21 protein-coding genes and 4 tRNA genes are annotated in these 24,570 nt (G+C 37.2%); 8 read left to right on the top strand and 17 right to left on the bottom strand.

Annotated features, from left to right (window positions below):
* The 3 genes from ACE199_RS17240 to ACE199_RS17250 form a co-directional block, all read right to left on the bottom strand.
* Nucleotides 1-1,440 (bottom strand): GntP family permease, encoded by a 1,440-nt coding sequence (locus ACE199_RS17240; RefSeq protein WP_375350930.1) that lies wholly within the window; start codon nucleotides 1,438-1,440, stop codon nucleotides 1-3.
* A gap of 806 nt (nucleotides 1,441-2,246) precedes the next feature.
* Complete coding sequence (locus ACE199_RS17245; RefSeq protein WP_375350931.1) at nucleotides 2,247-4,331, bottom strand: HAMP domain-containing sensor histidine kinase; 2,085 nt, start codon at nucleotides 4,329-4,331, stop codon at nucleotides 2,247-2,249.
* Complete coding sequence (locus ACE199_RS17250) at nucleotides 4,306-4,992, bottom strand: response regulator transcription factor (protein WP_375350932.1); 687 nt, start codon at nucleotides 4,990-4,992, stop codon at nucleotides 4,306-4,308. The genes ACE199_RS17245 and ACE199_RS17250 overlap by 26 nt, the downstream gene beginning before the upstream one ends.
* A 341-nt stretch (nucleotides 4,993-5,333) precedes the next feature.
* On the opposite strand from ACE199_RS17250, the gene ACE199_RS17255 reads away from it, so the two are divergent.
* The 8 genes from ACE199_RS17255 to ACE199_RS17290 all read left to right on the top strand — a co-directional run bounded on the left by ACE199_RS17255 (nucleotide 5,334) and on the right by ACE199_RS17290 (nucleotide 12,593).
* Complete coding sequence (locus tag ACE199_RS17255; RefSeq protein ID WP_375350933.1) at nucleotides 5,334-6,407, top strand: iron-siderophore ABC transporter substrate-binding protein; 1,074 nt, start codon at nucleotides 5,334-5,336, stop codon at nucleotides 6,405-6,407.
* Between the two features lies 1 nt (nucleotide 6,408).
* Nucleotides 6,409-7,443 (top strand): FecCD family ABC transporter permease, encoded by a 1,035-nt coding sequence (locus ACE199_RS17260; protein WP_375350934.1) that lies wholly within the window; start codon nucleotides 6,409-6,411, stop codon nucleotides 7,441-7,443.
* Nucleotides 7,440-8,471 (top strand): FecCD family ABC transporter permease, encoded by a 1,032-nt coding sequence (locus ACE199_RS17265; protein ID WP_375350935.1) that lies wholly within the window; start codon nucleotides 7,440-7,442, stop codon nucleotides 8,469-8,471. Before ACE199_RS17260 ends, ACE199_RS17265 begins: the two co-directional genes overlap by 4 nt.
* Nucleotides 8,471-9,286, top strand: a complete 816-nt coding sequence (locus ACE199_RS17270) for an ABC transporter ATP-binding protein (protein ID WP_375350936.1) — start codon at nucleotides 8,471-8,473, stop codon at nucleotides 9,284-9,286. Before ACE199_RS17265 ends, ACE199_RS17270 begins: the two co-directional genes overlap by 1 nt.
* Before the next feature lie 436 nt (nucleotides 9,287-9,722).
* Nucleotides 9,723-10,244, top strand: coding sequence for a PadR family transcriptional regulator (locus ACE199_RS17275; protein WP_375350937.1), 522 nt, complete (start codon nucleotides 9,723-9,725; stop codon nucleotides 10,242-10,244).
* Nucleotides 10,245-10,433: 189 nt separating this feature from the next.
* Nucleotides 10,434-11,555 carry an ABC transporter permease gene (locus tag ACE199_RS17280; protein ID WP_375350938.1) on the top strand — a complete coding sequence of 374 codons (1,122 nt, stop codon included), beginning with the start codon at nucleotides 10,434-10,436 and terminating at the stop codon, nucleotides 11,553-11,555.
* Nucleotides 11,555-12,253 (top strand): ABC transporter ATP-binding protein, encoded by a 699-nt coding sequence (locus ACE199_RS17285; RefSeq protein ID WP_375350939.1) that lies wholly within the window; start codon nucleotides 11,555-11,557, stop codon nucleotides 12,251-12,253. Before ACE199_RS17280 ends, ACE199_RS17285 begins: the two co-directional genes overlap by 1 nt.
* Before the next feature lie 19 nt (nucleotides 12,254-12,272).
* Nucleotides 12,273-12,593 (top strand): heme oxygenase, encoded by a 321-nt coding sequence (locus ACE199_RS17290; RefSeq protein WP_375350940.1) that lies wholly within the window; start codon nucleotides 12,273-12,275, stop codon nucleotides 12,591-12,593.
* Between the two features lie 137 nt (nucleotides 12,594-12,730).
* Here ACE199_RS17290 and rlmH read toward each other — a convergent pair whose 3' ends face one another.
* From rlmH to dnaB, 14 genes are all read right to left on the bottom strand, one after another.
* On the bottom strand, nucleotides 12,731-13,210 hold the full coding sequence (gene rlmH / locus ACE199_RS17295; RefSeq protein WP_375350941.1) for a 23S rRNA (pseudouridine(1915)-N(3))-methyltransferase RlmH: 480 nt from the start codon (nucleotides 13,208-13,210) through the stop codon (nucleotides 12,731-12,733).
* 93 nt (nucleotides 13,211-13,303) lie between these two features.
* Nucleotides 13,304-13,465, bottom strand: coding sequence for a CxxH/CxxC protein (locus tag ACE199_RS17300; RefSeq protein WP_252292391.1), 162 nt, complete (start codon nucleotides 13,463-13,465; stop codon nucleotides 13,304-13,306).
* Nucleotides 13,466-13,646: 181 nt separating this feature from the next.
* Nucleotides 13,647-14,879 (bottom strand): S1C family serine protease, encoded by a 1,233-nt coding sequence (locus ACE199_RS17305; RefSeq protein ID WP_375350942.1) that lies wholly within the window; start codon nucleotides 14,877-14,879, stop codon nucleotides 13,647-13,649.
* Nucleotides 14,880-15,042: 163 nt separating this feature from the next.
* On the bottom strand, nucleotides 15,043-15,837 hold the full coding sequence (locus ACE199_RS17310) for an MBL fold metallo-hydrolase (RefSeq protein ID WP_119119020.1): 795 nt from the start codon (nucleotides 15,835-15,837) through the stop codon (nucleotides 15,043-15,045).
* 8 nt (nucleotides 15,838-15,845) lie between these two features.
* A complete protein-coding gene (locus ACE199_RS17315; RefSeq protein WP_375350943.1) occupies nucleotides 15,846-16,640 on the bottom strand; it encodes a two-component system regulatory protein YycI in 795 nt (264 codons plus the stop codon).
* Entirely contained in the window at nucleotides 16,627-17,949 is a 1,323-nt protein-coding gene (locus ACE199_RS17320; protein ID WP_375350944.1) for a YycH family regulatory protein, read from the bottom strand. The genes ACE199_RS17315 and ACE199_RS17320 overlap by 14 nt, the downstream gene beginning before the upstream one ends.
* Nucleotides 17,946-19,778 (bottom strand): cell wall metabolism sensor histidine kinase WalK, encoded by a 1,833-nt coding sequence (walK, locus tag ACE199_RS17325; protein WP_375350945.1) that lies wholly within the window; start codon nucleotides 19,776-19,778, stop codon nucleotides 17,946-17,948. Before walK ends, ACE199_RS17320 begins: the two co-directional genes overlap by 4 nt.
* A 6-nt stretch (nucleotides 19,779-19,784) precedes the next feature.
* A complete protein-coding gene (yycF, locus tag ACE199_RS17330) occupies nucleotides 19,785-20,492 on the bottom strand; it encodes a response regulator YycF (protein WP_127762369.1) in 708 nt (235 codons plus the stop codon).
* 385 nt (nucleotides 20,493-20,877) lie between these two features.
* Nucleotides 20,878-20,950 (bottom strand) — tRNA-Phe (locus tag ACE199_RS17335).
* A 136-nt stretch (nucleotides 20,951-21,086) separates the two neighbouring features.
* Nucleotides 21,087-21,163: transfer RNA gene (locus ACE199_RS17340), tRNA-Asp, on the bottom strand.
* Between the two features lie 22 nt (nucleotides 21,164-21,185).
* Nucleotides 21,186-21,260, bottom strand: a tRNA-Glu gene (locus ACE199_RS17345).
* 13 nt (nucleotides 21,261-21,273) lie between these two features.
* Nucleotides 21,274-21,349: transfer RNA gene (locus ACE199_RS17350), tRNA-Lys, on the bottom strand.
* 182 nt (nucleotides 21,350-21,531) lie between these two features.
* Nucleotides 21,532-22,818 (bottom strand): adenylosuccinate synthase, encoded by a 1,287-nt coding sequence (locus ACE199_RS17355; protein WP_375350946.1) that lies wholly within the window; start codon nucleotides 22,816-22,818, stop codon nucleotides 21,532-21,534.
* A gap of 244 nt (nucleotides 22,819-23,062) precedes the next feature.
* Entirely contained in the window at nucleotides 23,063-24,427 is a 1,365-nt protein-coding gene (gene dnaB / locus ACE199_RS17360; RefSeq protein WP_375350947.1) for a replicative DNA helicase, read from the bottom strand.
* Between the last annotated feature and the right edge of the window lie 143 nt (nucleotides 24,428-24,570).

The following is a 24,570-nucleotide window of genomic DNA, read 5'->3' on the forward strand; positions in this document are numbered from 1 at the left end:
TTAAACAATTCCGAAGAATGTATAAAGAGCAATAATCACAAATACAGTTAATGTTTTAATAACGGTGATGGCAAAAATATCTCTATACGATTGCTTATGCGTTAATCCTGTTACCGCAAGCAAGGTTATCACGGCACCGTTATGAGGGAGAGTATCCATACCGCCTGATGCCATCGCCACTACGCGGTGCATAACTTCTGGAGGAATATTAGCAGCAGCAATCGCTTGATTATACTTATCGGCCATTGCGCCTAGCGCAATACCCATACCACCGGATGCTGATCCTGTCATCCCGGCAAGTGCAGTTGTCGTAACCGCACCGTTAACAAGCGGATTTGTAAATGCAGTAGATATCCCGTCACTGATTTTTGAAAATCCCGGAAGTGCCGCGATAATACCACCAAATCCATATTCAGCACCAGTATTCATAGTAGCCAACAGGGAACCTCCGATGGCCGTATTCACACCATCCTTAAATTTTGCCATTACCCGTCTCCAATCATAAGCAATGGACGTCACAATTCCTACGAGCAGTGCCATAATAATTGCCCAGATTGGGGCAGATACAGCTACATCAACCTTATAAGCATCTAAGCCAAGTGCTGTAAAATCAAAGCCATTCGGATACCATGTCGGAATATACGTTACAAACAGTTTATTCGTTACCCCAACCAAAATAAGTGGAACAAAGGCAAGGATTTGTTTAGCTAACGATTGCTTGGTTGTTAAATTGAGAACAGCAGGTTCTTTCGATTCTGTCTCTTCCTTTTCTAACGCAGCGGCTGTTTCCGCTTCAAAACCATAATAGCCTTCACCGGCTCTTTCAGCTTTTTTCCTTCTCGACTCTAGGTACAATAAGCCTACAGATAAAACGATGATGGCGCCTATGATTCCAAGGATTGGTGCAGCATAGATATCTGTTTTAAAGAAGGCAATCGGAATAACGTTTTGAATTTGCGGTGTACCTGGCAATGCATCCATTGTAAAAGTAAAAGCACCAAGAGCAATCGTACCCGGAATCAATCTTTTCGGAATATTTGCTTGTCTGAACATTTGCGCAGCAAACGGATAAATCGCAAACACAGCTACGAATAAACTGACACCGCTGTAAGTTAAAATTGCACCAAGCAACACAATCGTCAACATCGCCCGTTTCGCGCCAAGCCAGCTGACAATAGTCTTAGCAATGGATTCAGCAATCCCTGACATTTCTACGACTTTACCAAAAATAGCCCCTAATAAGAAAACAGCAAAATAGGATTTAATAAAGCCAACCATCTTTTCCATGAACACGCCTGAAAAGAAAGGCAAAACATGGAGCGGTGCGATTAATAAAACGGCCAAAAGCGCACAGATAGGAGCAAATAAAATAACTGAATAACCGCGGTAAGCAGCAAACATTAATAATCCGAGCGATAATAAAATAATTAATAAATCCATATAAATCCCCCTTAAATTTAATTCCATAAAGGGCCTTTTCTAAGTAAATGTTTCTATAATCATTTGAATATGATCTTCACATTTATACCCTTTTTCATGTTTCATGCTAGTATTTATAGAAATTGGTAACTACTTGTTACTAGCACAATGAATATTCTAATTTTGTTAATAATGGAAGTACCAATGTTAATTTCCAAAATCCTAGAAGATTTTCATGTAGTCTAGTAAAAATTAGTCTTCCATAGAAACAAGTTCATTCACTTTTCCAGCACCCCCTGAGATGATCGATAAGACTTCATTTATTCTCTCAATCCATTATCTGCAAGTATCGTGCCAACTTGGAATTACTAGGTAATATACCTATAAATAGTAAACTACTATTCCGTAAAAGCGGAAAATTCCTGTTTTGCGGAATGAATCAATATAAAAGTCCGAAAAAACGGAAATAGGAGGTGTTGCTCCGGTAGGAGGAAATTCAGCAGCAAGTCAAAGTAGTTCCTTTAACCTACTTTTAGTCTTGTATCTAGGAAGTATGTATAAAAAAGGATTATCTGTACCTTCACATATCTTATTCCTACACTTCAATTGGACAATTAGAAAAGGGACTGATTTATTTAGTGCAACTTATTAAAGGGTATTCTATTAATTGAACTTTATCTAAAGGATACGGTTCACCGCCCCTATTTAACCCGCTGTTTAACTCTATGATTTATATATTTGAGCAATAAAGGGTATGCAAAAAAAATAGGACATCACTTTGATATCCTATTCCTACTAATCATTTAATTTTTAAAAACCAATACGAGTCAGTCATTGTTATGATGTTTAGACATACAGATTATCGACTTGAACAAATCTCCATCAACTTGAATAGAAAACTTCCCATCTTGTAGCTCAATAAGGCTTCTTGCAATTGATAGTCCTAATCCACTTCCCTCACTAAATCTGGATTCATCGCCCCTTTTAAAACGCTCCATTAATTCGTCTGCTGAAATATTTAATTCATAAGCTGAAATATTTTTGAAGGTAAGAAGGACTTCACTGCCCGTATCTTCAATATCGATATAGATCCTTGACCCCTTTAAAGCATATTTAAATATATTGGATAATAAGTTTTCTATCGATCTCCACAGTAATCTTCCATCTGCTTTCATATATACTTTATCCTCGGGATGATTCATCTTAAATTCTAAATCTGAGGCTTCAATTTTGTCATTTACCTCTCCCAACCCCTGGGTGATTAAAGATACGATATCAATTTTCTCTAATTGAACCGGAATATCTCCGCTTGAGGCCTTAGCCGCTTCAAATAAATCGTCTGTTAGCACTTTGAGCCTTTTCGATTTTTGATCCAGTACCTCGATATATTCTTCTACCTTAGAAGAATCCTGTTCTTTTTTCAATAAGTCGACATAAGTAATAATCGAAGTCAAAGGTGTTCGGATATCATGTGATACATTAGTGATGAGCTCTGTTTTTAACCGTTCACTTTTTAGCTCACTATCAACGGCTTTTTTCAAACCATCTGTAATGCTGTTTATATTACCAGCAAGTCTTTCAAGCTCGCCCTCTCCCTCCACGTCGATTCGATGACGAAGGTCCCCGTCCTTTATTCTCTCAACCCCTTCTTGTATAGCATGGAAAGATTTCACCTTTTTAAAAGCAAACCAGGCAGCTACACCTATGGTTACCGGGAACATGAAAAACGTTATTACAACCAATATAGGATAACCGATGACTAGTAATACAGTCTTTACGCCAACACTTCCACTATCATATACATTCCGTACAAATACAAACAGCTTATAGAAAATCCTATAGAGCAAGGTATGCCTGATAAGAGTTCGATTCTTGAAATGCTTCACAAGTGATAAAACGAGTATGAGGCCTGCTGTGGCAATTGGGGCTGTAATTGGAATAGACATTTGATGGGCATTTTCAAAACCTACCCTATCCAACAATGTAACCCAAAGCATTATCATCCCTAGACACAACACTAGGTTAAGATCATTATATAATCTATCTATTGCATGGAAGTGTACTTCTTTATCGTCAAAAGATTTTCTCCCAATTATGAGTAATAAATATAGAAAGGATAAAATAAGCCCTACTAAAAATCCTACTACTTTATATAAGTTATTGGTCGCTGCTACCTTGTCTTCCTTCCATTCTTTCATTTTGAGATTTAAAAATTCTTCTGTAAAAGCTACATAAACCACAGTAGTTTCTGGATCTAATTCGTCTATTTGTCCTGTAACCTGATATAAATGTTTGTTGCCTTCTACCTCTTTCGGGAAAATTTCTCTCTTATAATCCTTGAAAGCCATGTAGGAAGGGTAAGTTTTAAATTGACCTTGCTCTTTTTTTGTACTGTTCGTAAATACATTGGTACCATTACTTGCATAATAAACTAAACCTTCATACGCTTCTAGATTTTGCTTTAGTAAATGGAATTCCCTTAAATCATTCTTAATCAGTCTATCCTTTGCTTGTGCAATCTCATCTTTATATACTTCTTTGAACTTTTTATAATTTTCCGCTTCACTCAAGTTCGGATTATAACTTTTAGATTGGAGTTGAAAATCTGCATATAAGTTTTCCGCTTCGCTTCTTAATTCTTCTTCACTGATACTCCCACCTTTCAAAATATATTTTTCACTCTTATATTCTCCTATTAGTTGAGTTAGGTTGGCGACAAGATTTTCATTTTCTTGTACATACGCTCTACTTTGAAAATAGTTATCTTCAGAAATGATTCCAAAATCACCATCACTTAAAACTGCTGTATCAACAAATGCTGTTAGAGCACCCGTAAAACATGTAATGACTATGGCACAAACGATAATTTTCGTTATGATCGAGTGGCTATAATTTTTCAACTTTGTACCCAATTCCCCACACCACCCTCAAATATTTTGGTTCTTTCGGATTTATTTCTATTTTCTCCCTGATTTTCCTTACATGGACAGCTACCGTATTCTCTGGATTAACAGGCGTTTCATTCCATACCTTCTGATAGATCTCCTCTATAGAAAAAACTCTCCCAGCATTGACAGTCAAAAGCTTTAATATTTTATATTGCACCGGTGTAAGATGAACTTCCTCTCCATCAACAGTGATTACCTTACTTTCATCATCAATGATAAGTCCCCCAGTTTGATAGACATGGTTCTTGGTTTCAAGGCTTCCCAATGTGGTATACCTTCTTAGCTGTGACTTCACTCTTGCTATGAGCTCTAAAGGATTAAATGGTTTGGTGATATAATCATCTGCTCCTAAATTTAATCCTAATATCTTATCATAATCCTCAGACTTGGCAGAAAGCATAATCAACGGTATTTTATTGTCTTCTCTGATTTTCATAGTAGCTGTTATGCCGTCCATCTTAGGCATCATAATATCCATAATAATCAGATGGATCTCATGATCTTCGATTATTTCGATAGCCTCTATTCCATTAGACGCTTTGAGAACTTTATAACCTTCATTTTCTAAGTAAATTCCTATAGCATCTACAATGGCCTTATCATCATCACAAACTAATATATTCATAAAAATTCACTCCTGTATATGAATCGGAACATATGATATCACTCCTATTATTCATTCGTTTAAGGTAATGATACCAATTAAATCTTAATAAACTCTTGGTGTAAATCTTAAGATTTTCTTAGTATTTAAAAAGCCCGCGTTAATCGGGCTAATGAAAGTTAATCCTATTATAATAATTTGTTCCCCAGAATCCTTATAAAGGCGGTAAAACTGCCGCTATTTATGATACGGTTCACCTTGTTATATCTAAATATTTTATTGACAACCTATTAAAGGAGATTTACAGTAATGATATTGATAATTATTATCAACTAATCTTAGATTAAGGAAGGATATACAAAATGATTATAAAACAAAAAATATCATTATTCTTAACATTACTAATTGTGATGCTTATGATTGCACTAGCTGGTTGTTCAAGTGAACAAACAGGTACAAAATCTGAAGCAACTTCAACTGAAGAATCTAATAAGAAAACAGTTGAATCCGAGGAAACAACAACTGAATATCCAATTGTGATTAAACATGCACTTGGAGAAACGACAATTGAAGAAAAACCTGAACGCGTTGTTACTATTCAATGGTCAAACCATGACGTTGCTCTTGCTCTTGGTGTTGTGCCTGTAGGTTTTTCAGCTGCAAACTATGGTGTTCAAGATGATAGCGGAATGTTACCTTGGACTGCGGATAAATTAGAAGAACTTGGTGCAGAAACGCCAACTATTTTTCAAGATACTGACGGTTTAGATTTTGAAGCAATTGCTGACGCTAATCCAGATGTTATTCTTGCAGCATACTCAGGTATTACTCAAGAAGAATATGATACATTAAGTGAAATCGCTCCAGTTGTTGCCTATCAAACTAGCCCTTGGGTAGCTTCATGGCGTGAACAAGTTACGTACAATGCAATGGGGATGGGAATAGAAAAAGAAGGTAAACAACTTATTGCCGATACAGAGAAACTAATTGAAGAAAAAGTAAATGAACACTCTGAAATTAAAGGCAAAAAGGCTGCATTCGTAAGTATGAACGCCGATGATTTATCTAAGTTCTACATCTACACACCAGAAGATCCACGTGGTGCATTCCTTTCTGAGTTAGGGATGGAATACCCTGAAAGTATTACAAGTCAAATCACTGATCCAAATAGTTTCTATATAGAAGTAAGTGCTGAAAATGCAGATATGCTTAACGATGCTGAAATTTTGGTATCATATGGTGACAAAAATACACTTGCGGCTCTACAAGCTGATCCAATCCTTGGAAAAGTCCCAGCGGTAGAGAGAGGTTCTGTCGTAATTATTGGAGATAACACTCCACTTGCAGCAGCAGGAACTCCAAGCCCACTTTCAATTGAATACTCAATTGACGAGTACTTAACTTTACTCTCAGAAGCTGTTAGCAAAGTTCAATAATATGAATCATACATCCGTTTCAGAAAATAAGCAGTTACTTTTACCGAAAAACTTCATAAAAGTTCTTATACTTTCTATTGTCCTACTCGGTATATGTGTATTGGCTTCTCTTGCTTTTGGATCTCGTACAGTTGGATGGAATGAACTAATGGATGGCTTATTCCATCCTGAAGTACAGTCCCACGGAGCAAATGTGGTTCGCCAAAGAATTGCTAGAACTGTTTTTAGTTTGATGTGTGGTGCTGCATTAGGGGTTTCTGGGGCTCTAATGCAATCAGTTACTCGTAATCCTATCGCAGACCCTAGCATTTTAGGAGTTAACACAGGGGCAGCACTATTCGTCGTTTGCGGGATTTCCTTTTTTAATATGGGTACTGCTAGTCAATACGTTTGGCTTGCATTAGCAGGAGCAATCGTAACTGCCATTGTTGTATTCGGAATTGGTTCAATGGGGAGTGGCGGTGCCACGCCCCTTAAACTTGTTTTAGCAGGTGCTGCTACGAGTGCTGCATTATCATCTCTCGTAATGGCCATTATGATTCCTCGCTCTAACGTTATGGATCAATTTAGATTTTGGCAGGTAGGTAGTGTTGGAGCAGGAGATTGGAGCTCTATCTCTCTTTTTATTCCTTTTCTTATTGTTGGAATATTAATAGCCCTGTTCACTGCCCCAGCACTCAATGCATTAGCATTAGGTGATGAAGCAGCTACAGGATTAGGTGTACGTACAGGAACACTTAGACTTGTTTCCGCCTTTGGAGGAGTGCTGTTGTGCGGTGCAGCAACAGCACTCGCAGGTCCTATTGGCTTTATAGGTTTATTAGCAACACATGTGATTCGACTCGTTATTGGTCCTGATTTACGATACATTATCCCAATGTCAGCGTTATCAGGTGCTATTATATTAACCATATCAGATGTATGCGGTCGGATTTTAGGAAGTCCTGGTGAGCTTGAAGTTGGTGTGGTTACAGCATTTATTGGGGCTCCTATTTTAATCTTAATAACTATGAAAGCGAAAATGCGTGCATTATGATAAATGAATCTATGAATCTTATAATGATAGGTAGAATAAAAAGACGTCGCCGTTTTATACTCGTGACCTCTTTGCTTGCAATCATTGCCTTTGCGCTTTGCTCTACGATGCTTATGCTAGGAAATACAATTTATCCTGTTTCAGATGTCATAAGGGTTCTACTAGGTGAGAAAGTAAAAGGTGCATCTTTTGCAGTGGGAACGATACGTTTTCCTAGAATGGTGGCAGGTGTTTTGGCTGGATTTGCTTTTGGTGTTGCTGGACATGTATTTCAAACGATGCTCCGTAATCCCCTAGCAAACCCAAATGTTATCGGAATAACAGCTGGTTCAAGTGCTGCTGCTGTTTTTTGTATCATTGTTCTTCATGCAAGTAATGCCTTTGTTTCTATTGCTTCTATTATTGGTGGACTTGCTACAGTAATCGTTATTTTTCTATTATCAAGAAGTACTTCTTTTTCAATTGGTCGATTAATCTTAATAGGAATTGGCATTCAAGCCATGCTAAATGCTGCCATATCTTATTTATTACTTATCGGTCAGCAACATGATATTCCTACTGCCATGAGATGGCTCAGCGGCAGTCTAAACGGTGCTAAAATGGAAAATCTTTATCCTCTTATGGTTACAGTGCTTATTTTCGCACCCATTATCATTGTTCTCGGAAAACGATTGGATATGTTAGAACTTGGAGAGCAAACAGCAACTTCACTTGGAGTTGATACTGATAAGACACGAATTGTACTTATTATTAGTTCGGTACTTATCATTGCGTTAGCTACCGCTGCAACAGGACCTATCGCATTTGTTGCGTTTCTTTCTGGACCTATCGCAAAAAGACTAGTTGGTGTTGGTTTTTCAAGCATTATCCCAGCAGGTCTTGTTGGCATCATTTTAGTTTTAGCATCAGATCTTGTAGGACAATTTGCATTCGTTGCTAGATATCCTGTAGGTGTCATTACAGGCATTCTTGGAGCACCATACTTGATCTACTTGCTAATCCGAATGAATCGAAAGGGGGATTTATAATGAAACCGACACATGCTTTTCAAACTGAAGGAATCACTGCTGGATACGATAATAAAACGATTTTACATGATGTAAGTCTTTCAATTCCAAGTAATAAAATAAGCATTATTATTGGTTCAAACGGTTGTGGTAAATCTACATTACTTAAAACAATGGCTAGGCTTATTAAACCTACTTCCGGGCAAGTGACCTTGGGAGGGAAACCCATTTATAAAATACCACCAAAGCAGTTGGCTCGTGTATTAGGGCTTTTGCCTCAATCCCCTATTGTCCCTGAGGGAATAACCGTTGCGGATTTAGTTGGACGAGGAAGGTATCCACATCAAACATTTCTAAAAGGTTGGACAAAAAAGGATTATGAAGCCGTTGCAGAGGCAATGGAAATCATGAACATCACGGAATTTGCCGATCGACATATTGACGAGCTTTCAGGCGGTCAAAGACAGCGTGTATGGATTGCTATGGCTCTGGCACAACAAACAGACATACTGTTTCTCGATGAACCGACAACTTATTTAGATATTACCTATCAAGTCGAAATTCTCGACCTGCTAACAGACCTTAACCGAAAATACGGAACAACCATTGTCATGGTTCTTCATGATATCAACCTGTCAGCACGTTATGCAGACCATATTTTTGCTTTGCATAACGGAAAGCTTGTCGCTGAGGGAAAGCCATCAGAGGTTATTACAAGTACATTGATTGAAGATATTTTTGGACTCCATTGTAACGTAATAAAGGACCCTGTTTCGGACTCTCCTTTTGTGATACCAATCGGGCGACATCATAATAAATTAAGAATGTATTCTTAATAAAGACTAGTATTTCTGCACAGCAATTTTCCGTATAGGTCGTGGAAAGGATTTACTTCTCATGACCTATGACGGACTTATGGACCTATGATTCTCATTTACGTATGTTACGGTTCTTCGCATTGACTTAACTGGAAGTTTTTTACAAACCCTTATAAAAGAGAAGCTTTAATTAAAAACATATTTTAGAGATGTTACACCCGCCTATTCCGCCAATCCCATCAACACTAATGGTTGCTACACATCTGGAGCTAAGAAAACAACTCATGAATCAATTTTTTGGGAAGGTTCAAGAAGACGGCTTCACTCGTCTTTTACTTAAGATATGGGGATTAGAGCTCTCCCTCTATAGTTGTTGGTAAGCCCTCAATTGACTACAAATAAAATATGCGAGAAAATATAAGACAAGAGATAATAGCAGAAAGGGCGGATCTCAATGGAACAACGCTCGCTTATTTTACTTGGATTACTCATGAGTCAAAGTCAACATGGATACCAAATCAATGAATTTATAGAGAGAAATTTAAGTGCAGTTACCGACATGAAAAAACCTACCGCTTATGCAACTTTAGATAAACTCAGTCAAAACGGATATATTGACATTCAGTTGGAGCAAGAAGGAAACAGACCGACCCGAAAAGTGTACTCCATAAATGATAGTGGCAAGCAATATTTTTACCAATTATTATTGAATAATTTATCTTCAGCTGAAAGTGTGAATTATCAAGGAGATATTGGGTTAATGTTTATTGATTTTCTCCCTTTAGAAAAAACAATACCTGCGTTGGAAGAACGTTTAAACAATAGCAGGGAATTATTAGAAATCATGAAACAGACCCCCTCCCATGGAGTAAGATCTGGAGTCAATCTTGCAGTAGAACACAAAATTACCATGTTAGAAGCAGAGGTTGCGTTTCTTGAAAAGTCCATAAGAGATCTTTCTCTTTATTCGGAATAATTCTTCTTCTACCAGTGGTGCTAAATTCAAGGAAACCTTGTTAATAGGTTTCCTTTTCCTATTTATACATTATAAAATCCACCACCCTGCCCCCAATTAGTCACGATTGACTAATCACGAATATAATAATATAATCATATTAAATTAGTCATCATTGACTAATCATATTAATTTAAAGGAGGATTTCCATTGTTTCTGGCTTTAAAAGAATTAAAACATGGTAAATTTCGTTTTCTTATGATTGGAATCATAACCGTCCTTATTGCTTGGCTAGTCTTTATCCTATCAGGTTTGGGAAATGGACTTTCCACACTAAGTGCTGCAACATTTAAAAATATGAAAGCAGATTACGTTACTTTTGAGGAAGGATCTAGAGCCTCTATGAGCCGTTCACTATTAACTGAATCATTCGTAGATGAACTAGAAAAGCAAGATAATGTTTCTTCAGCAGCACCGATGGGAGCCACAATGGCTACGGTTTTAAGATTAACTCCTTCCAAAGATAGTGAAAAAGTAGATATTGCTATTTTAGGTATCACTCCGGGAAGTTTTTTAGAACCAAGCATTATTGAAGGAAATCCTCTCAATAATGATAAATCACTAGAAGTTATCGCTAATGACACCTTAAAGGACAAAGGATTTAAAATTGGAGACACACTCTCAATAGAAGGGTCTCCAGAAAAAATGAAAATTATTGGATTTGTAGAAAATGAAACATACAATCATTTACCCGCTATTTTTACTACACTAGATAAATGGCGCTCAATTCAATTTGCAGCACCTGGTTCTGATAATGGTATTAAAAATCCAGTGAATGGTATTATGCTTCAAGGAGAAAATATTGATCCGCAGAAATTAAATGATCTTTTCCATAACACAGAAACAGTAACAAAGGCTGAAGCGATACAAGGAATGCCTGGATACAAAGAGGAAAACGGCACGATTATGATGATGCTTGCCTTCCTTTTAGCAATCTCAGCCTTTGTACTAGCTGTCTTCTTTTATGTACTTACCTTGCAAAAATCCAATCAATTTGGCATTTTAAAGGCGATTGGTGCAAGTAATGCTTTTTTAGGTAAAGCAATTATGTCACAAGTATTTCTACTTTCATTCATTAGTATTGTTGTTGGAATACTCTTAACATATGGAACAGCTTTAATTCTTCCAGATGGAATGCCCTTTTCACTAGATATTAAACTTGTCGTCATTTATGCTATTTTATTGCTAGTTATATCAATATTAAGTTCGTTAATTTCCATTCGTAAAATTACAAAAATAGACCCACTTCAAGCAATTGGGAGGATAGAGTAATGTCAGGAATAAAGTTCAATCATGTATCCAAATTCTATCAACAAGGGGCAAATCAAGTTGTTGCTCTTAATGATGTTTCTCTTTCCGTTGAACAAGGAGAATTTATTGCCGTCGTTGGTCCCTCAGGTTCAGGTAAAAGTACTTTTCTTTCCATCGCAGGGGCCTTACTGCAAGCCTCAGAAGGGGAGATAAAACTTAATGGAAAAGTAATAGGGGATTTAAAAGAGAAAGATTTATCAAAAGTACGCCTTGAGGAAATAGGATTTATATTACAAACAAGCAATCTAATTCCTTACTTAAATGTTCTCGACCAATTACTGGTTGTAAAAAAAATGGCCGGTAAAGTGACAAAAAGAGATAAAGAAAATGCCAAAGAATTACTTCAACATCTTGGCTTAGAAACAAAAATAAAGAAATTCCCAGAACATTTATCCGGAGGAGAACGTCAACGAACGGCTATTGCTCGTGCCTTTATGAATAATCCTTCAATTATTTTGGCAGATGAACCAACAGCAAGCCTCGATACTCAAAGAGCCCATGAGGTCGTCCAGCTTATTGCGAGGGAGGTGAAATCTAGGAATAAGGCAGCCATTATGGTAACCCATGACGAACGAATGTTAAAATACTGTGACAAAGTATATCGAATGGAAGATGGTAAACTTAAGCCGATTGGTTTTCATTTAGAAAATCTGAAATGACAAATAGGGGGAATAATCAATGATTATTGTAACAAACAGAATTAAAGCAAAATTAGGTTTTGCTGAAAAAATGGCTCCAATGTTCACAAGACCAGGAGCCTTACAGAAAATGGATGGTTTTGTAAAAGTCGAAGCACTAATTACTAAAAACCTTTCAGAATATGATGAGCTCAATGTAAATATGTATTGGAACACTATGGAAGACTTTGCCCAATGGAAAAACAGCGATGCTTTCAAAGAAGCCCATACAGGCCCAGCTAATGGTGGACAAGATTCACCTATCTTGGGAAGTGAAATCATTATTTCTGAGGTTGCTTCGACTTTAGAATCAAATATATGATTACTTTTTTTAGTAAATTATAGTCAGTTCCTCTGGCACACTAGACAAAATAGGTAGGCTAAACATAAATCTTGTTTAGCCTATACCTTTCTACAAATCTTCCGATCAATCAATGGAATTCATGTGAAAAACCGCCTTTATTTATGGTACGGTTCCCCCCTCATAATCCGAAATGCTCGGTATACTTGTTCCACCAAAATTAATCTCATGAGCTGATGTGGGAATGTCATTTTGGAGAAAGAGAGTGCTTCATCTGCTCGCTTCATAACCGCTGCACTTAATCCGAGTGATCCGCCAATAATGAAGGCTACTTTGCTTTTACCATAGGTACCGAGCTTTTCAATTGTATCTGCTAATTCTTCTGATGTTTTCATTTTTCCTTCAATTGCTAGTGCAATAACATGTGCATCTGGGTTAATCTTAGATAAGATCCGTTCCCCTTCTTTCTCTTTAATTTGAAGCATTTCTACATCGCTTAATGTTTCTGGAGCTTTCTCATCCGGTAATTCGATAATATCGACTTTGGCATAGGCCGTTAATCGTTTTAAATATTCATCAATCCCCTGTTTTAAATATTTTTCTTTCAATTTCCCAACTGTAATAATCGTTATATTCATTTTTATCCTCACTTTACAAACAGGTTAAGAACAGGTTATCCACATAACTTATCCACATATCCACATTTTTCATCCACATCTTGTATAAGAATATTAGTTCGCTACCATATATATTGCGTTATTTCGACAATATTCACAGGTTGTTGATAATTGTTTTTCCTCTGCTACACTCGTTAAATTAGGGTATGTTTCACACTCATATACAATTTCATCTAGCGCCATTTCAACATGTTCTTGACAACAATATAGTACCATGCATTTCTACTCTCCTTTTGTGTATAAGTTGCTCGTACTATTTATCCACAAACTATATCCTTTCATTTCAACCTCTTTTTTATCCACAGTTATCGTAACAGATTCCTAAAAAAGCGCAAGTAATCACAATAGCTTTTATGCAAAAAAAGCAGGGAGAACTGTCCTCCCTGCTTCTCTTCTATTATTCTTGTTGGTCCGCTGTCGATAATGTGACTGTTGCTGTTTGTTTTTTACCGTCACGATAAATACCTAATTTCACTTTTTCACCAATGTGCTTTTCATTATATAAATATTTTCGTAATGCTACAACATCTTGAATAGATTCTCCATCCATTTCAACAATTACATCAAATTCTCTTACCCCTGCTTTATCAGCAGGTGATCCTGCTTCTACACCAGTAATGGCAACTCCTGATTTGACATCTGACGGCAGCTTCAACGTATTCTGTTGATGATATTGAGAAATCTCTTCAACTGATGCTAAGTTAATACCTAAGTATGGTCGTTTTACCTCACCATATTCTTCAATGTCTGTAATAATTGGAATGACAGAATCAATTGGAATAGAAAGCCCTATACCTTCAACTGCATTTTCAGCAATTTTCATCGAGTTAATTCCGATTACTTGTCCTGCCATATTTATTAATGCCCCTCCACTGTTACCAGGGTTAATTGCCGCATCTGTTTGAATAACTTCTGCATTCCAGTCAACTTGACCATCTTCATTAATATCCACTTCAATTGTCCGTTCTAAACCTGAAATAATCCCTTGAGTAATCGAACCAGAAAATTGTAAACCGAGCGGATTTCCTATTGCTATGACCGGCTCCCCTGGCTTTAATAATTCCGATTTCCCAAATTCAGCAATTGTTTTTACTTTATTACCTTTAACAACAATAACAGCTAAATCCGTCCAAGGATCGCTCCCAATTAATGTAGCCGGCAATTTTGTCCCATCACTTAACGTCACTTCAAGCTCTGAAGCATTTTCGATTACGTGGTTATTCGTCACGATAAATGCCTTATCTCCGCTTTTTTTATATACAACACCTGATCCAGTGCCTGCCTCAGCTGATTGACCATCATTATTTGGATCGCCCATTCCCCAAAAATCTGTTTTTTGAATATTGGTGATTCCAACAACAGCATCTCCGGCTTTATCAACAGCATCCGTTACAGCCGTTGTTACATCCAGGGCCACCTTTTGCTTCGTTACTGCACTTTGATTATTGTCTACTATGGACTGCTCGGTATTATTTGATTCATTCCCCTCAAGAATTCCTACTTCCGGAAATACGAATAAAATGACTAGAGCACCCACAATTGCTCCAATTAACCCAGAGAAAAAGTAGCTAAAGCGACTACGCTTTTTCTGTTGAGTTCGTTCCCCATAATTTGGTTCATTTGATTCCAAAACCTCTCCATCCTCTCTTTTTAGAATGAATAATTGCAATTACTAGTGTTTGGTTAATATATCCTTAATTATACGCTTTCGGCAGAAAATATCTAAAAAAAAGTACCTATACAACCAATACAAATAGGCAGCAACTAATGTGTAGTTGCTGCCTATTTATTCGTTATAGCGTAACAAGCTCAGTCGGTTTTTTTGGATCTGTATCAAATAATGAAAATTGTTCTCCAACAACAACGCCTTTTGATTTCAACGTTTGTTCAACCGACATTCGTGCTAAATCTTTCATATTATTATCTAAACTTAAATGTGCTAAGTAAATCCTTTTTGTATTATCACCAACTACATCATACATCGCAAGGGCTGCATCCTCATTAGATACATGTCCAACATCGCTTAAAATGCGCCGTTTTATGCTCCATGGATATTTCCCCATTCGAAGCATAGATACATCATGATTACTTTCAAATACATACGCATCGGCATTGGAAATAATACCTTTCATGCGGTCGCTCACATAACCTGTATCTGTGATAATTACCACTTTCTTCCCTTCATGATGAAACGCATAAAACATAGGTTCTGCTGCATCGTGAGACACACCAAATGATTCAATATCTAAATCCCCGAATGTTTTTACTTGTTCCATTTCAAATAGGAATTTTTGCTCCGTTGAAATTTCACCAATAGAACGTTCCATCGCCTGCCACGTTTTTGCATTCGCATAAATCGGCAGCTTATATTTTCTAGCAACTACCCCTAACCCTTTAATGTGATCACTATGTTCATGGGTAACAAGAATGCCTGTCAGCTTAGACATATCTCGTCCAATTTCACTAAATAACCCTTCCATTGCTTTACCGCTCAATCCAGCATCAACTAGGAAGGCATGCTTCTCTGTCTCAATAAAAAAAGCATTTCCTGTACTTCCGCTTGCGAGTACACTAAAATGCATCGCCATATGAACACTCACTCCAATATTTTTTCTTCCGTATTTAACTCAATCACACTCTTATCAAAGGCATTAACAAATAAGTCTAACTTATCATTCACAACTACTCTCCATGTTGGAGCAAGCAAGTGCGTAGCAGACGTTGTTTGTAAAGAATTATAATAGCCCAGCTCTACTTTCGTAATATGGCTCTTTGGCTGGATATCACCATTAATATATAGAGTTTCAATCGCTTTAATAGCTGATACTAACTCTTTCGGCTTCTTAAACTTTTCAATTTTCTCTAAGTAAGTTTGTTCATAAGAAATCACTTGCTGATTCTTATTTAAATATAAAGTAACTTTCCCCTTACTATTATTAAAAAACATTTTCTTGTCCCAGTGCTGGTAAAAGACAATGGTGCTATTTTGTTCATCATAGCTCCAGTATTGATAGTCACTGCCATTCCAAATATAATCCTTTAACAACTGCTCTAATTCTGCTGATTGAACGCTCTGACTAATAGACAATGGTTTATCAAAAATACCAACGAGCTTCGTTGGATCATTCATTTTTATCTGCTGATTCGATAATTTTTTAGTATCATCCTTCGTAAAAACTTTACTCTGGGCGATTAAAAATTGCTCTTTCATTGTTGACTTTGGAAGCGGATCATATGTGATTTCGTCCCCTTTTAACATTTCATCAATAGATGCTTCCGTAATCAATTCATATTGATTATTATCTCTTTTCTCTAAATATTGATAGAGTAGAAAGATGTTCAATATAAAAAACACCATGATAAAGATGGATTTTGTCTTACTCCAATCCATTCATTTCTCCTCCTGACTCATCGAATGGAACTGCTAACCAATCCCCTCCAGAACGATAATACCAGGTAGGCTCTAGAAACATAAGATTGTCATCTAAAGGCGCCATCGATAATTTATATCCAATCGTAATATCCTCTAAATTAAAGTAATCAAAGTTACGCATCGTCTTCAATTGTTTCAATACTTCTTCTCCAGATGGCAGGGACACGAAAGATTGCTCAAAAGGATCGGCAGTTTGAAAGGTGAAATACGGACGTTGATAACTATACATTTCATCCTTGCCCCAAATCTCCTCAATTTCAGACATCCCTAAATGATTAAATACAGGATAACCATCATGATATAAACGGAAGATTACACGCTGACTCTCCTCATCCATATAGGCAAAACGATAATTACTTTCCTTCCATCCTGCATGATTATTAACAAACTCAATACTTTTTTTGAGTAAATCACTTGAACTGCTTAATGTCTTACTTTTTTGAGATGTATCAATATAAGAAAGCATATGGGTTGTTTTATCAATCGATAGCAGCCTCGTACTATCCGTATACTCATCGCCGCTCACGACTGTTTCATGGCGAACATTTACGGGATCAGCAAATAAGGCATCCTTGAAATTTTTAATATTTAAATCATCAATTAAATATTTATAGCGAGGCAGCGATATTTCATTTTTAGAAACAAACACCTCGTGTTGATTATTAACAGGAGGTGCAACATACTCTGGATAAGCATTCGCTCCTTGAAAAAAGGTAGTATGGAAAGCACTCAACCTTTTCGTCGTAATTGAGGCTTCTAGAATACTCAATTCTTGAGAAGAAACAAAGTATAAGATACTTTCCTTGCTCTGTATATCTTTTTGCTTATATAAGATTCGATCAAAAGAAAAAGTAGGCACTTCCTTATTTATTATACCAACAGCATTTTTATACAATTGGAATGGCACATCATCGGGAAATATAATTTCCACTGTTCCATCCTCATGCATAAAGTCATTCATTTCTTTCTTTGTCATACGAGTGGAAAGCTTTTTAGCATTATACAAATTCCATTTACTCATTTGCGCTGATGCCTTCTCTAAATCAGCAGGACTAGAGGTTTGGTAATGTCTCTGATTCCGATGAATAAGAATGCTCCTTGGTTTAATGACATCCCCCGCTGTTTTTTCTTCTCGGTCAATCACTAAGAATGGGCCTTGATCAATCTTTTCAAGTTCAGGTTTGTACGTCCAAATGCTCCATGTTAAATAGGTGCTGATTGCAATTAATAGGAATAGCACAATACTTTTTGCACGCTCTAAATTCATGACCATTCATCCTCTTCATCTTGCTCATATGGAAGAGTAAAAAATACAGTTGTCCCTTTGCCTTCCATACTTTCTGCCCAAATTCTACCGCCATGGGCTACTACCATTTCTTTTGCAATAGCCAAACCGAGACCTGTACCACCAAGATTTCGTGACCTTGCCTTATCCACTCGATAAAAGCGATCAAAAATTTTATCAATTACATTTTTCGGAATCCCTACACCTTGGTCACTAATGCTAACGACAATGAAGCTCTCTACAGTCCCTATACGGAATGTGACTTGCCCGCCTTCAGGTGAATACTTTAACGAATTGGAAATAATATTATAGAGTACTTGTGTAATTTTATCTTCATCAATATCAACATAATAATTTTCGTTTGGAATATCACGGACAAACGTAATATCATCATTTTTGGTCATTTCAAAGCGATCAATGATGTGATCATAAAACTTATTAAAATTAACCCAGCCTTTGGATAATCGATAATCTTTACTATCCATCTTCGAAAGCTGAAGTAAGTCATTAACAAGTCGAATCATTCGTTCTGTTTCATTTTGTGTAACATTCAAAAATGAGGGAGCAAGTTCTTTATCCTCCCAGGCTCCATCAGCAAGTGCTTCTAAATAACTCCGCATCGTCGTCAATGGAGTACGCAGCTCGTGAGATACGTTCGCCACAAATTCACGGCGTTCTTCTTCGATTTTTTCCTGCTCCGTAATATCATGTAAAACCGTAATTAAACCATTAACAAACCCTGTTTCCTTTTGGATAACAGAAAGGTTTGCCCGTAAAATATAAGCCTCTTTTTTCGTACTATAATCAAGAATGATGGATTCCCTTTGTTCAAGTAAATCATCAAATGTATATTCCTCTTCCAAGCCGAGTAATTCGATAATTGGTTGATTTAATACCGTTTCACGTGTAACGTTTAGTAACTTTGCAGCTGGTTCATTGATTAAATTGACGCGGCCACGTCGATCCGTAGAAATAACTCCATCTGTCATATTTGCTAAAACAGACGATAACTTGCGCCGTTCACCTTCTGTACTCGACTGCGACTCTTGTAACTTTTTCGTTAAATTATTAAATGTCACTGCTAATTGACCAATTTCGTCATCACCATATATTTTAACTTTCCGAGAAAAGTTTCCTTTAGACATTGCTAAAGCCTGCTTTTGCATATCTGCCATCGGTCTTGTAATCGTTCGTGCAAGTAAGATTCCTAAAAGAGCAGTAATGCTTAAGGCTATAGCAGTTCCCTTAATGAATATATTATTAATTTCAGACATTTGTTCAAAAACATTTTCCATATCTGCAATTAAGTAAATAGCACCAATAACTTCGCTGTTTGCTTCAATTGGTGTCGAAAGCACCCACACACGTCTTCCTGTTTCCGGGTCACGATATATCCCTTCATCGTCTTCCCCTATACCTAACGTTTGCTTCACTGTAATCTCTGTTGTTTTCCTTCCGATAATTTCCTGGTTTCCAGAATCGGAGGTCCCAATCACACGACTACTGCGAATATCTATGACTCGTACTTCAGAGATATCCTTTGATGTGTTATCTTTATCTTTCAAAATGGTATTAATCGCTTCTTCCAAAGTAGGATCATCTTCATCCCGCTCTTTTATCATTTCCTCACCAATACTGTAAGTAAGCAAGTTAATATGACCTTTAATGGAATCTTTAAAATTACTAACAAGATTATCTTCTAATTTCCCAACAAAATACACGCCAATAATCTGCATAGCTACAAAAATGAGCAATACATAAATTAGAACCAATTTAACATGTATCGAGCGGAAAAAACCGACCTTTTTCATAAATAATTACTCCTGTTCAGGGTTGCGCAAGTAATAACCTACTCCTCTTCTCGTTACAATCCAACTTGGATGACTTGGATTGTCTTCAATCTTCTCACGGAGACGTCGGACTGTTACATCTACTGTACGGACATCACCAAAATAGTCGTATCCCCAAACCGTTTGCAATAAATGCTCACGTGTCATCACTTGTCCAATATGCTTCGCTAAATAATGAAGAAGCTCAAATTCACGATGTGTTAATTCAATCATCTCACCACGTTTTGATACAACATAAGCGTCCGGATGGATCACTAATGTACCAACCGTAATTTCTTTTGTCTCCTCTTCAGGATCTGGCGTTGCTACGACTTGCTGACGTCTTAAGTTCGCTTTTACACGCGCAATTATTTCCCGGGTACTAAATGGCTTTGTTACATAATCATCTGCACCAAGTTCAAGTCCAAGCACTTTATCAATTTCAGAATCCTTAGCCGTTAGCATAATAATCGGAACCTCCGATGTTTTTCTAACTTCACGACAAACCTCCATGCCGTCACGTTGTGGAAGCATAATATCAAGCAGGATTAAATCGGGCTGTAGCTCCTCTACCATCTTTAGAGCCTCATTGCCATCATACGCACAATGAACATCATAGCCTTCTTTCTTTAAATTAAATTGTAATATATCTGCAATTGGTTTTTCATCATCCACGACCAAAATTCTCTTATCCATTTTTTAAATCACCCTCCCAAAAGGACCTATTAAGCATAGATATCTTTATTATACTGTATCATTTAAAACGCTTTAAATCATCTTTTTCCTATTATTACAAGCCTAATAAGTCTTTCACTCATTGTACGTAAAAGGCCTTCGAATTTATTCCGAAGGCTTCCTCAACAGCTACTTAAAGCACTAGTATTATCCATTAGAAAGGGAACATTCCTCCCCTTCACTACTCTATCATATAATACTATTTTTTCAGAATTAAACTTTATACTGTAATAAAACTGTATCAATTATTACAAGTAAGTAATAACGATTTAACTTGATTGCTAATATCATGTAACTACATTCTCTATCAAAACAAAAAAACGCCATAATGGCGTTTTTGTGAAGATGGCTCAGGACGGAATCGAACCGCCGACACAAGGATTTTCAGTCCTTTGCTCTACCGACTGAGCTACTGAGCCGTATATAGTTACTCTCTCTCTAACATAAAAACTACTTATCTTTTTCCCAACTCTAAAGCCTTTTCAAGGTACAGCTCATTGAGTATAAAAAATCTAACATCTATATAAACTTGCACCTAGGTACAAGGATAAAAAATGGCGGTCCGGACGGGACTCGAACCCGCGACCTCCTGCGTGACAGGCAGGCATTCTAACCAACTGAACTACCGGACCAAATAGATTATTAATCTAAAAATGGTGACCCCTACGGGATTCGAACCCGTGTTACCGCCGTGAAAGGGCGGTGTCTTAACCGCTTGACCAAGGGGCCCTAATTTAAAAAATGGTGAGTCATGCAGGATTCGAACCTGCGACCCTCTGATTAAAAGTCAGATGCTCTACCAACTGAGCTAATGACTCATTTTCTAAGTTGTTTTCTTTTCTGACGACGCTTATTATAATATCATGGTATTATATAAAAAAGCAATACTATTTCTATATAAATTTTCATAAAAATATTTTTTTATTTATTAGCGGTATAAACCTCTATTTACTAGATGACAAAAGGCTGGATATCCAGCCTTTTGCAATCTATGCAATCATTATCTCCAAGGATTATTAACAACATTTGTTTGTGTACGATCAGGACCTACAGAGAAAGTAGCTAATGGAACGCCGACTAATTCAGATACACGCTCTACATAGTTACGTGCATTAGCTGGAAGCTCCTCTAGTGTTCTACATCCTGTAATATCTTCTGTCCAGCCTGGAAGTTCTTCATATACTGGTTCGCATTCTGAAATTGCGTTTAAGGTTGCAGGATACTCTTGGATTGTTTCACCGCGATATTTATAAGCAACACAGATTTTCACTTTTTCAAGCCCTGTTAATACATCAATAGAGTTTAAAGAAAGATCTGTAATACCGCTTACACGACGAGCATGACGAACAACGATAGAATCAAACCAACCTACGCGTCGTGGTCTTCCTGTTGTCGTACCATATTCACGGCCTACTTCACGAATTTGGTGGCCAATTTCATCATGTAATTCAGTTGGGAATGGACCATCTCCAACACGGCTTGTATAGGCTTTACATACACCCACTACATGGTCAATTTTTGTTGGACCTACACCCGAACCAATTGTTACACCACCAGCTACAGGGTTAGATGAAGTAACGAATGGGTATGTACCTTGATCAATGTCTAACATGATTCCTTGAGCACCTTCAAATAATACGCGCTTTCCTTCATCAAGTACACCATTTAAAACAACAGAAGTATCACAAACATATTGCTTAACTTGTTGTCCGTACTCATAATATTCATCTAAAATATCTTCAACTTTAAATCCTTCTGTTTCATAAAAACGTTCAAACAGAAGATTTTTATCAACAAGATTCTTCGTTAATTTTTCTTCAAAAATCTCACGCTCTAAAAGGTCTGCCATACGGATACCAACACGTCCGACTTTATCCATATATGCAGGTCCGATCCCTTTTATCGTTGTTCCAATTTTATTTGCACCTTTGCGATCTTCCTCTACTCTATCTAATTTAATATGATATGGAAGAATCACGTGCGCACGATTAGAAATACGAAGATTATCTGTACTAATTCCATGCTCATGCAGGTAAGCAATCTCTGTGACAAGAGCTTTCGGGTCAATTACAACCCCATTACCAATGACACAGATTTTATCACTATTAAAAATCCCTGATGGAATTAAGTGAAGTTTATATGTTACTCCGTTAAACTTAATCGTATGCCCTGCATTATTACCACCTTGATAACGTGCAACGGCTTCCGCGCTTTCGGATAGAAAATCTGTAATTTTACCTTTACCTTCGTCTCCCCATTGTGTACCAACGACTACAACTGATGACATTTTATTAAAGCACCTCCAAAGGTTCACTAACTATTCCTTATCAAACAAACCTATTTTACCAAGAAGAGAAATGGAAAGTCAACAAACTTCCGAACATTATAAAATCCTATAAAATATTTGTTCGTATATTTCTATATTAATAGAAGGTAATGCCTCTATCATTGCCTGTCTTTTTCGACTCCTTTGAACTTTTACTCGCTATATAAAATAACCCCCGCTCACTAAACGTGAGGCGAGGATTATTCTACGCTCCTGGCGGCATATTAGAGTCATCAAAACGACGTTCTAGATTAACGAACTTATTATATTCCTTAACAAAAGCAAGCGAGACAGTACCTACTGGACCATTCCTTTGTTTAGCAATAATAATTTCAATAATATTCTTATTCTCAGATTCTTTATCATAGTAATCGTCTCGATATAAGAACGCAACGATATCAGCATCCTGCTCGATACTTCCTGATTCACGAATATCCGACATCATTGGGCGCTTATCTTGACGTTGCTCTACACCACGTGAAAGCTGTGATAAGGCAATTACAGGCACTTGGAGTTCTCGAGCTAACGCTTTAAGCGACCGTGAAATTTCTGATACTTCTTGCTGACGATTTTCACCTGAGCGACCATTCCCTTGAATTAACTGCAAGTAATCAATCAAAATCATTCCAAGGCCATTCTCCTGCTTCAAGCGGCGACATTTGGAACGAATTTCACCAATTCGAACACCTGGTGTATCATCAATATAAATACCTGCATTAGACAAGCTTCCCATTGCCATCGTGAGCTTCCGCCAGTCCTCATCCGTTAAAGCGCCCGTTCGTAAGTTCTGCGCATTAATGTTTCCTTCCGCACAAAGCATACGCATAACAAGCTGCTCTGCTCCCATCTCCAAGCTAAAGATTGCAACATTTTCATCTGTTTTCGTTGCAACGTTTTGAGCAATATTTAGTGCAAATGCAGTTTTACCAACAGATGGACGAGCCGCAACAATAATTAAATCATTACGCTGGAACCCAGCTGTCATTCGATCTAATTCAGCAAAGCCGGTAGGAATCCCTGTGACATCACCTTTACGGTTTGTTAGTTCTTCAATATTATCGTAGGTACGCACAAGCACATCTTTAATATTTTGGAATGAACCACTATTTTTACGCTGGGCGACTTCCATAATATTCTTTTCAGCTTCACCAAGTAAATCCTCTACCTCATCCTCACGACTATATCCTTCTTGAGCAATATTCGTTGCTGTTCGAATTAAGCGACGCAGCAATGACTTTTCTTCAACGATACGTGCATAATACTCGACATTAGCCGCAGTCGGCACAGAACCAGCCAGTTCACTTAAATACGTAACTCCGCCGATTTCTTCTAAACTTTTAGTGGCTGCCAATTCTTCTGTTACAGTAATTAAGTCAACAGCCATTCCTTCATCATTCAACTTAAGCATTACATTAAAGATTTTCTGATGTGCGCTACGATAGAAATCTTCCGGAATTAATACCTCAGACGTAACTGTCAACGACGAAGGTTCTAGAAAAATCGCACCTAACACTGCCTGCTCTGCTTCTATATTTTGCGGCGGGATACGATCTTGAAATTGTTCATTCATATTTAAGAGCCTCCTGTTCTCAGAGGTTATTAAGAAAAGCCCCAGGCGCCCGTTATCGGCAATAAGCATAATGACAAGCGCTAAGGGCGTTCTTTGCCTTCTGAAGTGCTCGTCTAGACCATAGAACCGATAGCGCCCGGAGC

The sequence above is a fragment of the Peribacillus sp. Hz7 genome, assembly GCF_042136355.1.
Lineage (GTDB): Bacteria > Bacillota > Bacilli > Bacillales > DSM-1321 > Peribacillus > Peribacillus asahii_A.

Coding starts and splice junctions, on each gene's coding strand:
- ACE199_RS17240 (WP_375350930.1), bottom strand. CDS start 1,440: ATGGATTTATTAATTATTTTATTATCGCTCGGATTATTAATGTTTGCT.
- ACE199_RS17250 (WP_375350932.1), bottom strand. CDS start 4,992: ATGAATATATTAGTTTGTGATGATGATAAGGCCATTGTAGATGCTATA.
- ACE199_RS17255 (WP_375350933.1), top strand. CDS start 5,334: ATGATTATAAAACAAAAAATATCATTATTCTTAACATTACTAATTGTG.
- ACE199_RS17260 (WP_375350934.1), top strand. CDS start 6,409: ATGAATCATACATCCGTTTCAGAAAATAAGCAGTTACTTTTACCGAAA.
- ACE199_RS17265 (WP_375350935.1), top strand. CDS start 7,440: ATGATAAATGAATCTATGAATCTTATAATGATAGGTAGAATAAAAAGA.
- ACE199_RS17270 (WP_375350936.1), top strand. CDS start 8,471: ATGAAACCGACACATGCTTTTCAAACTGAAGGAATCACTGCTGGATAC.
- ACE199_RS17275 (WP_375350937.1), top strand. CDS start 9,723: ATGGAACAACGCTCGCTTATTTTACTTGGATTACTCATGAGTCAAAGT.
- ACE199_RS17285 (WP_375350939.1), top strand. CDS start 11,555: ATGTCAGGAATAAAGTTCAATCATGTATCCAAATTCTATCAACAAGGG.
- ACE199_RS17290 (WP_375350940.1), top strand. CDS start 12,273: ATGATTATTGTAACAAACAGAATTAAAGCAAAATTAGGTTTTGCTGAA.
- rlmH (WP_375350941.1), bottom strand. CDS start 13,210: ATGAATATAACGATTATTACAGTTGGGAAATTGAAAGAAAAATATTTA.
- ACE199_RS17300 (WP_252292391.1), bottom strand. CDS start 13,465: ATGGTACTATATTGTTGTCAAGAACATGTTGAAATGGCGCTAGATGAA.
- ACE199_RS17310 (WP_119119020.1), bottom strand. CDS start 15,837: ATGGCGATGCATTTTAGTGTACTCGCAAGCGGAAGTACAGGAAATGCT.
- ACE199_RS17315 (WP_375350943.1), bottom strand. CDS start 16,640: ATGGATTGGAGTAAGACAAAATCCATCTTTATCATGGTGTTTTTTATA.
- ACE199_RS17320 (WP_375350944.1), bottom strand. CDS start 17,949: ATGAATTTAGAGCGTGCAAAAAGTATTGTGCTATTCCTATTAATTGCA.
- walK (WP_375350945.1), bottom strand. CDS start 19,778: ATGAAAAAGGTCGGTTTTTTCCGCTCGATACATGTTAAATTGGTTCTA.
- yycF (WP_127762369.1), bottom strand. CDS start 20,492: ATGGATAAGAGAATTTTGGTCGTGGATGATGAAAAACCAATTGCAGAT.
- ACE199_RS17355 (WP_375350946.1), bottom strand. CDS start 22,818: ATGTCATCAGTTGTAGTCGTTGGTACACAATGGGGAGACGAAGGTAAA.
- dnaB (WP_375350947.1), bottom strand. CDS start 24,427: ATGAATGAACAATTTCAAGATCGTATCCCGCCGCAAAATATAGAAGCA.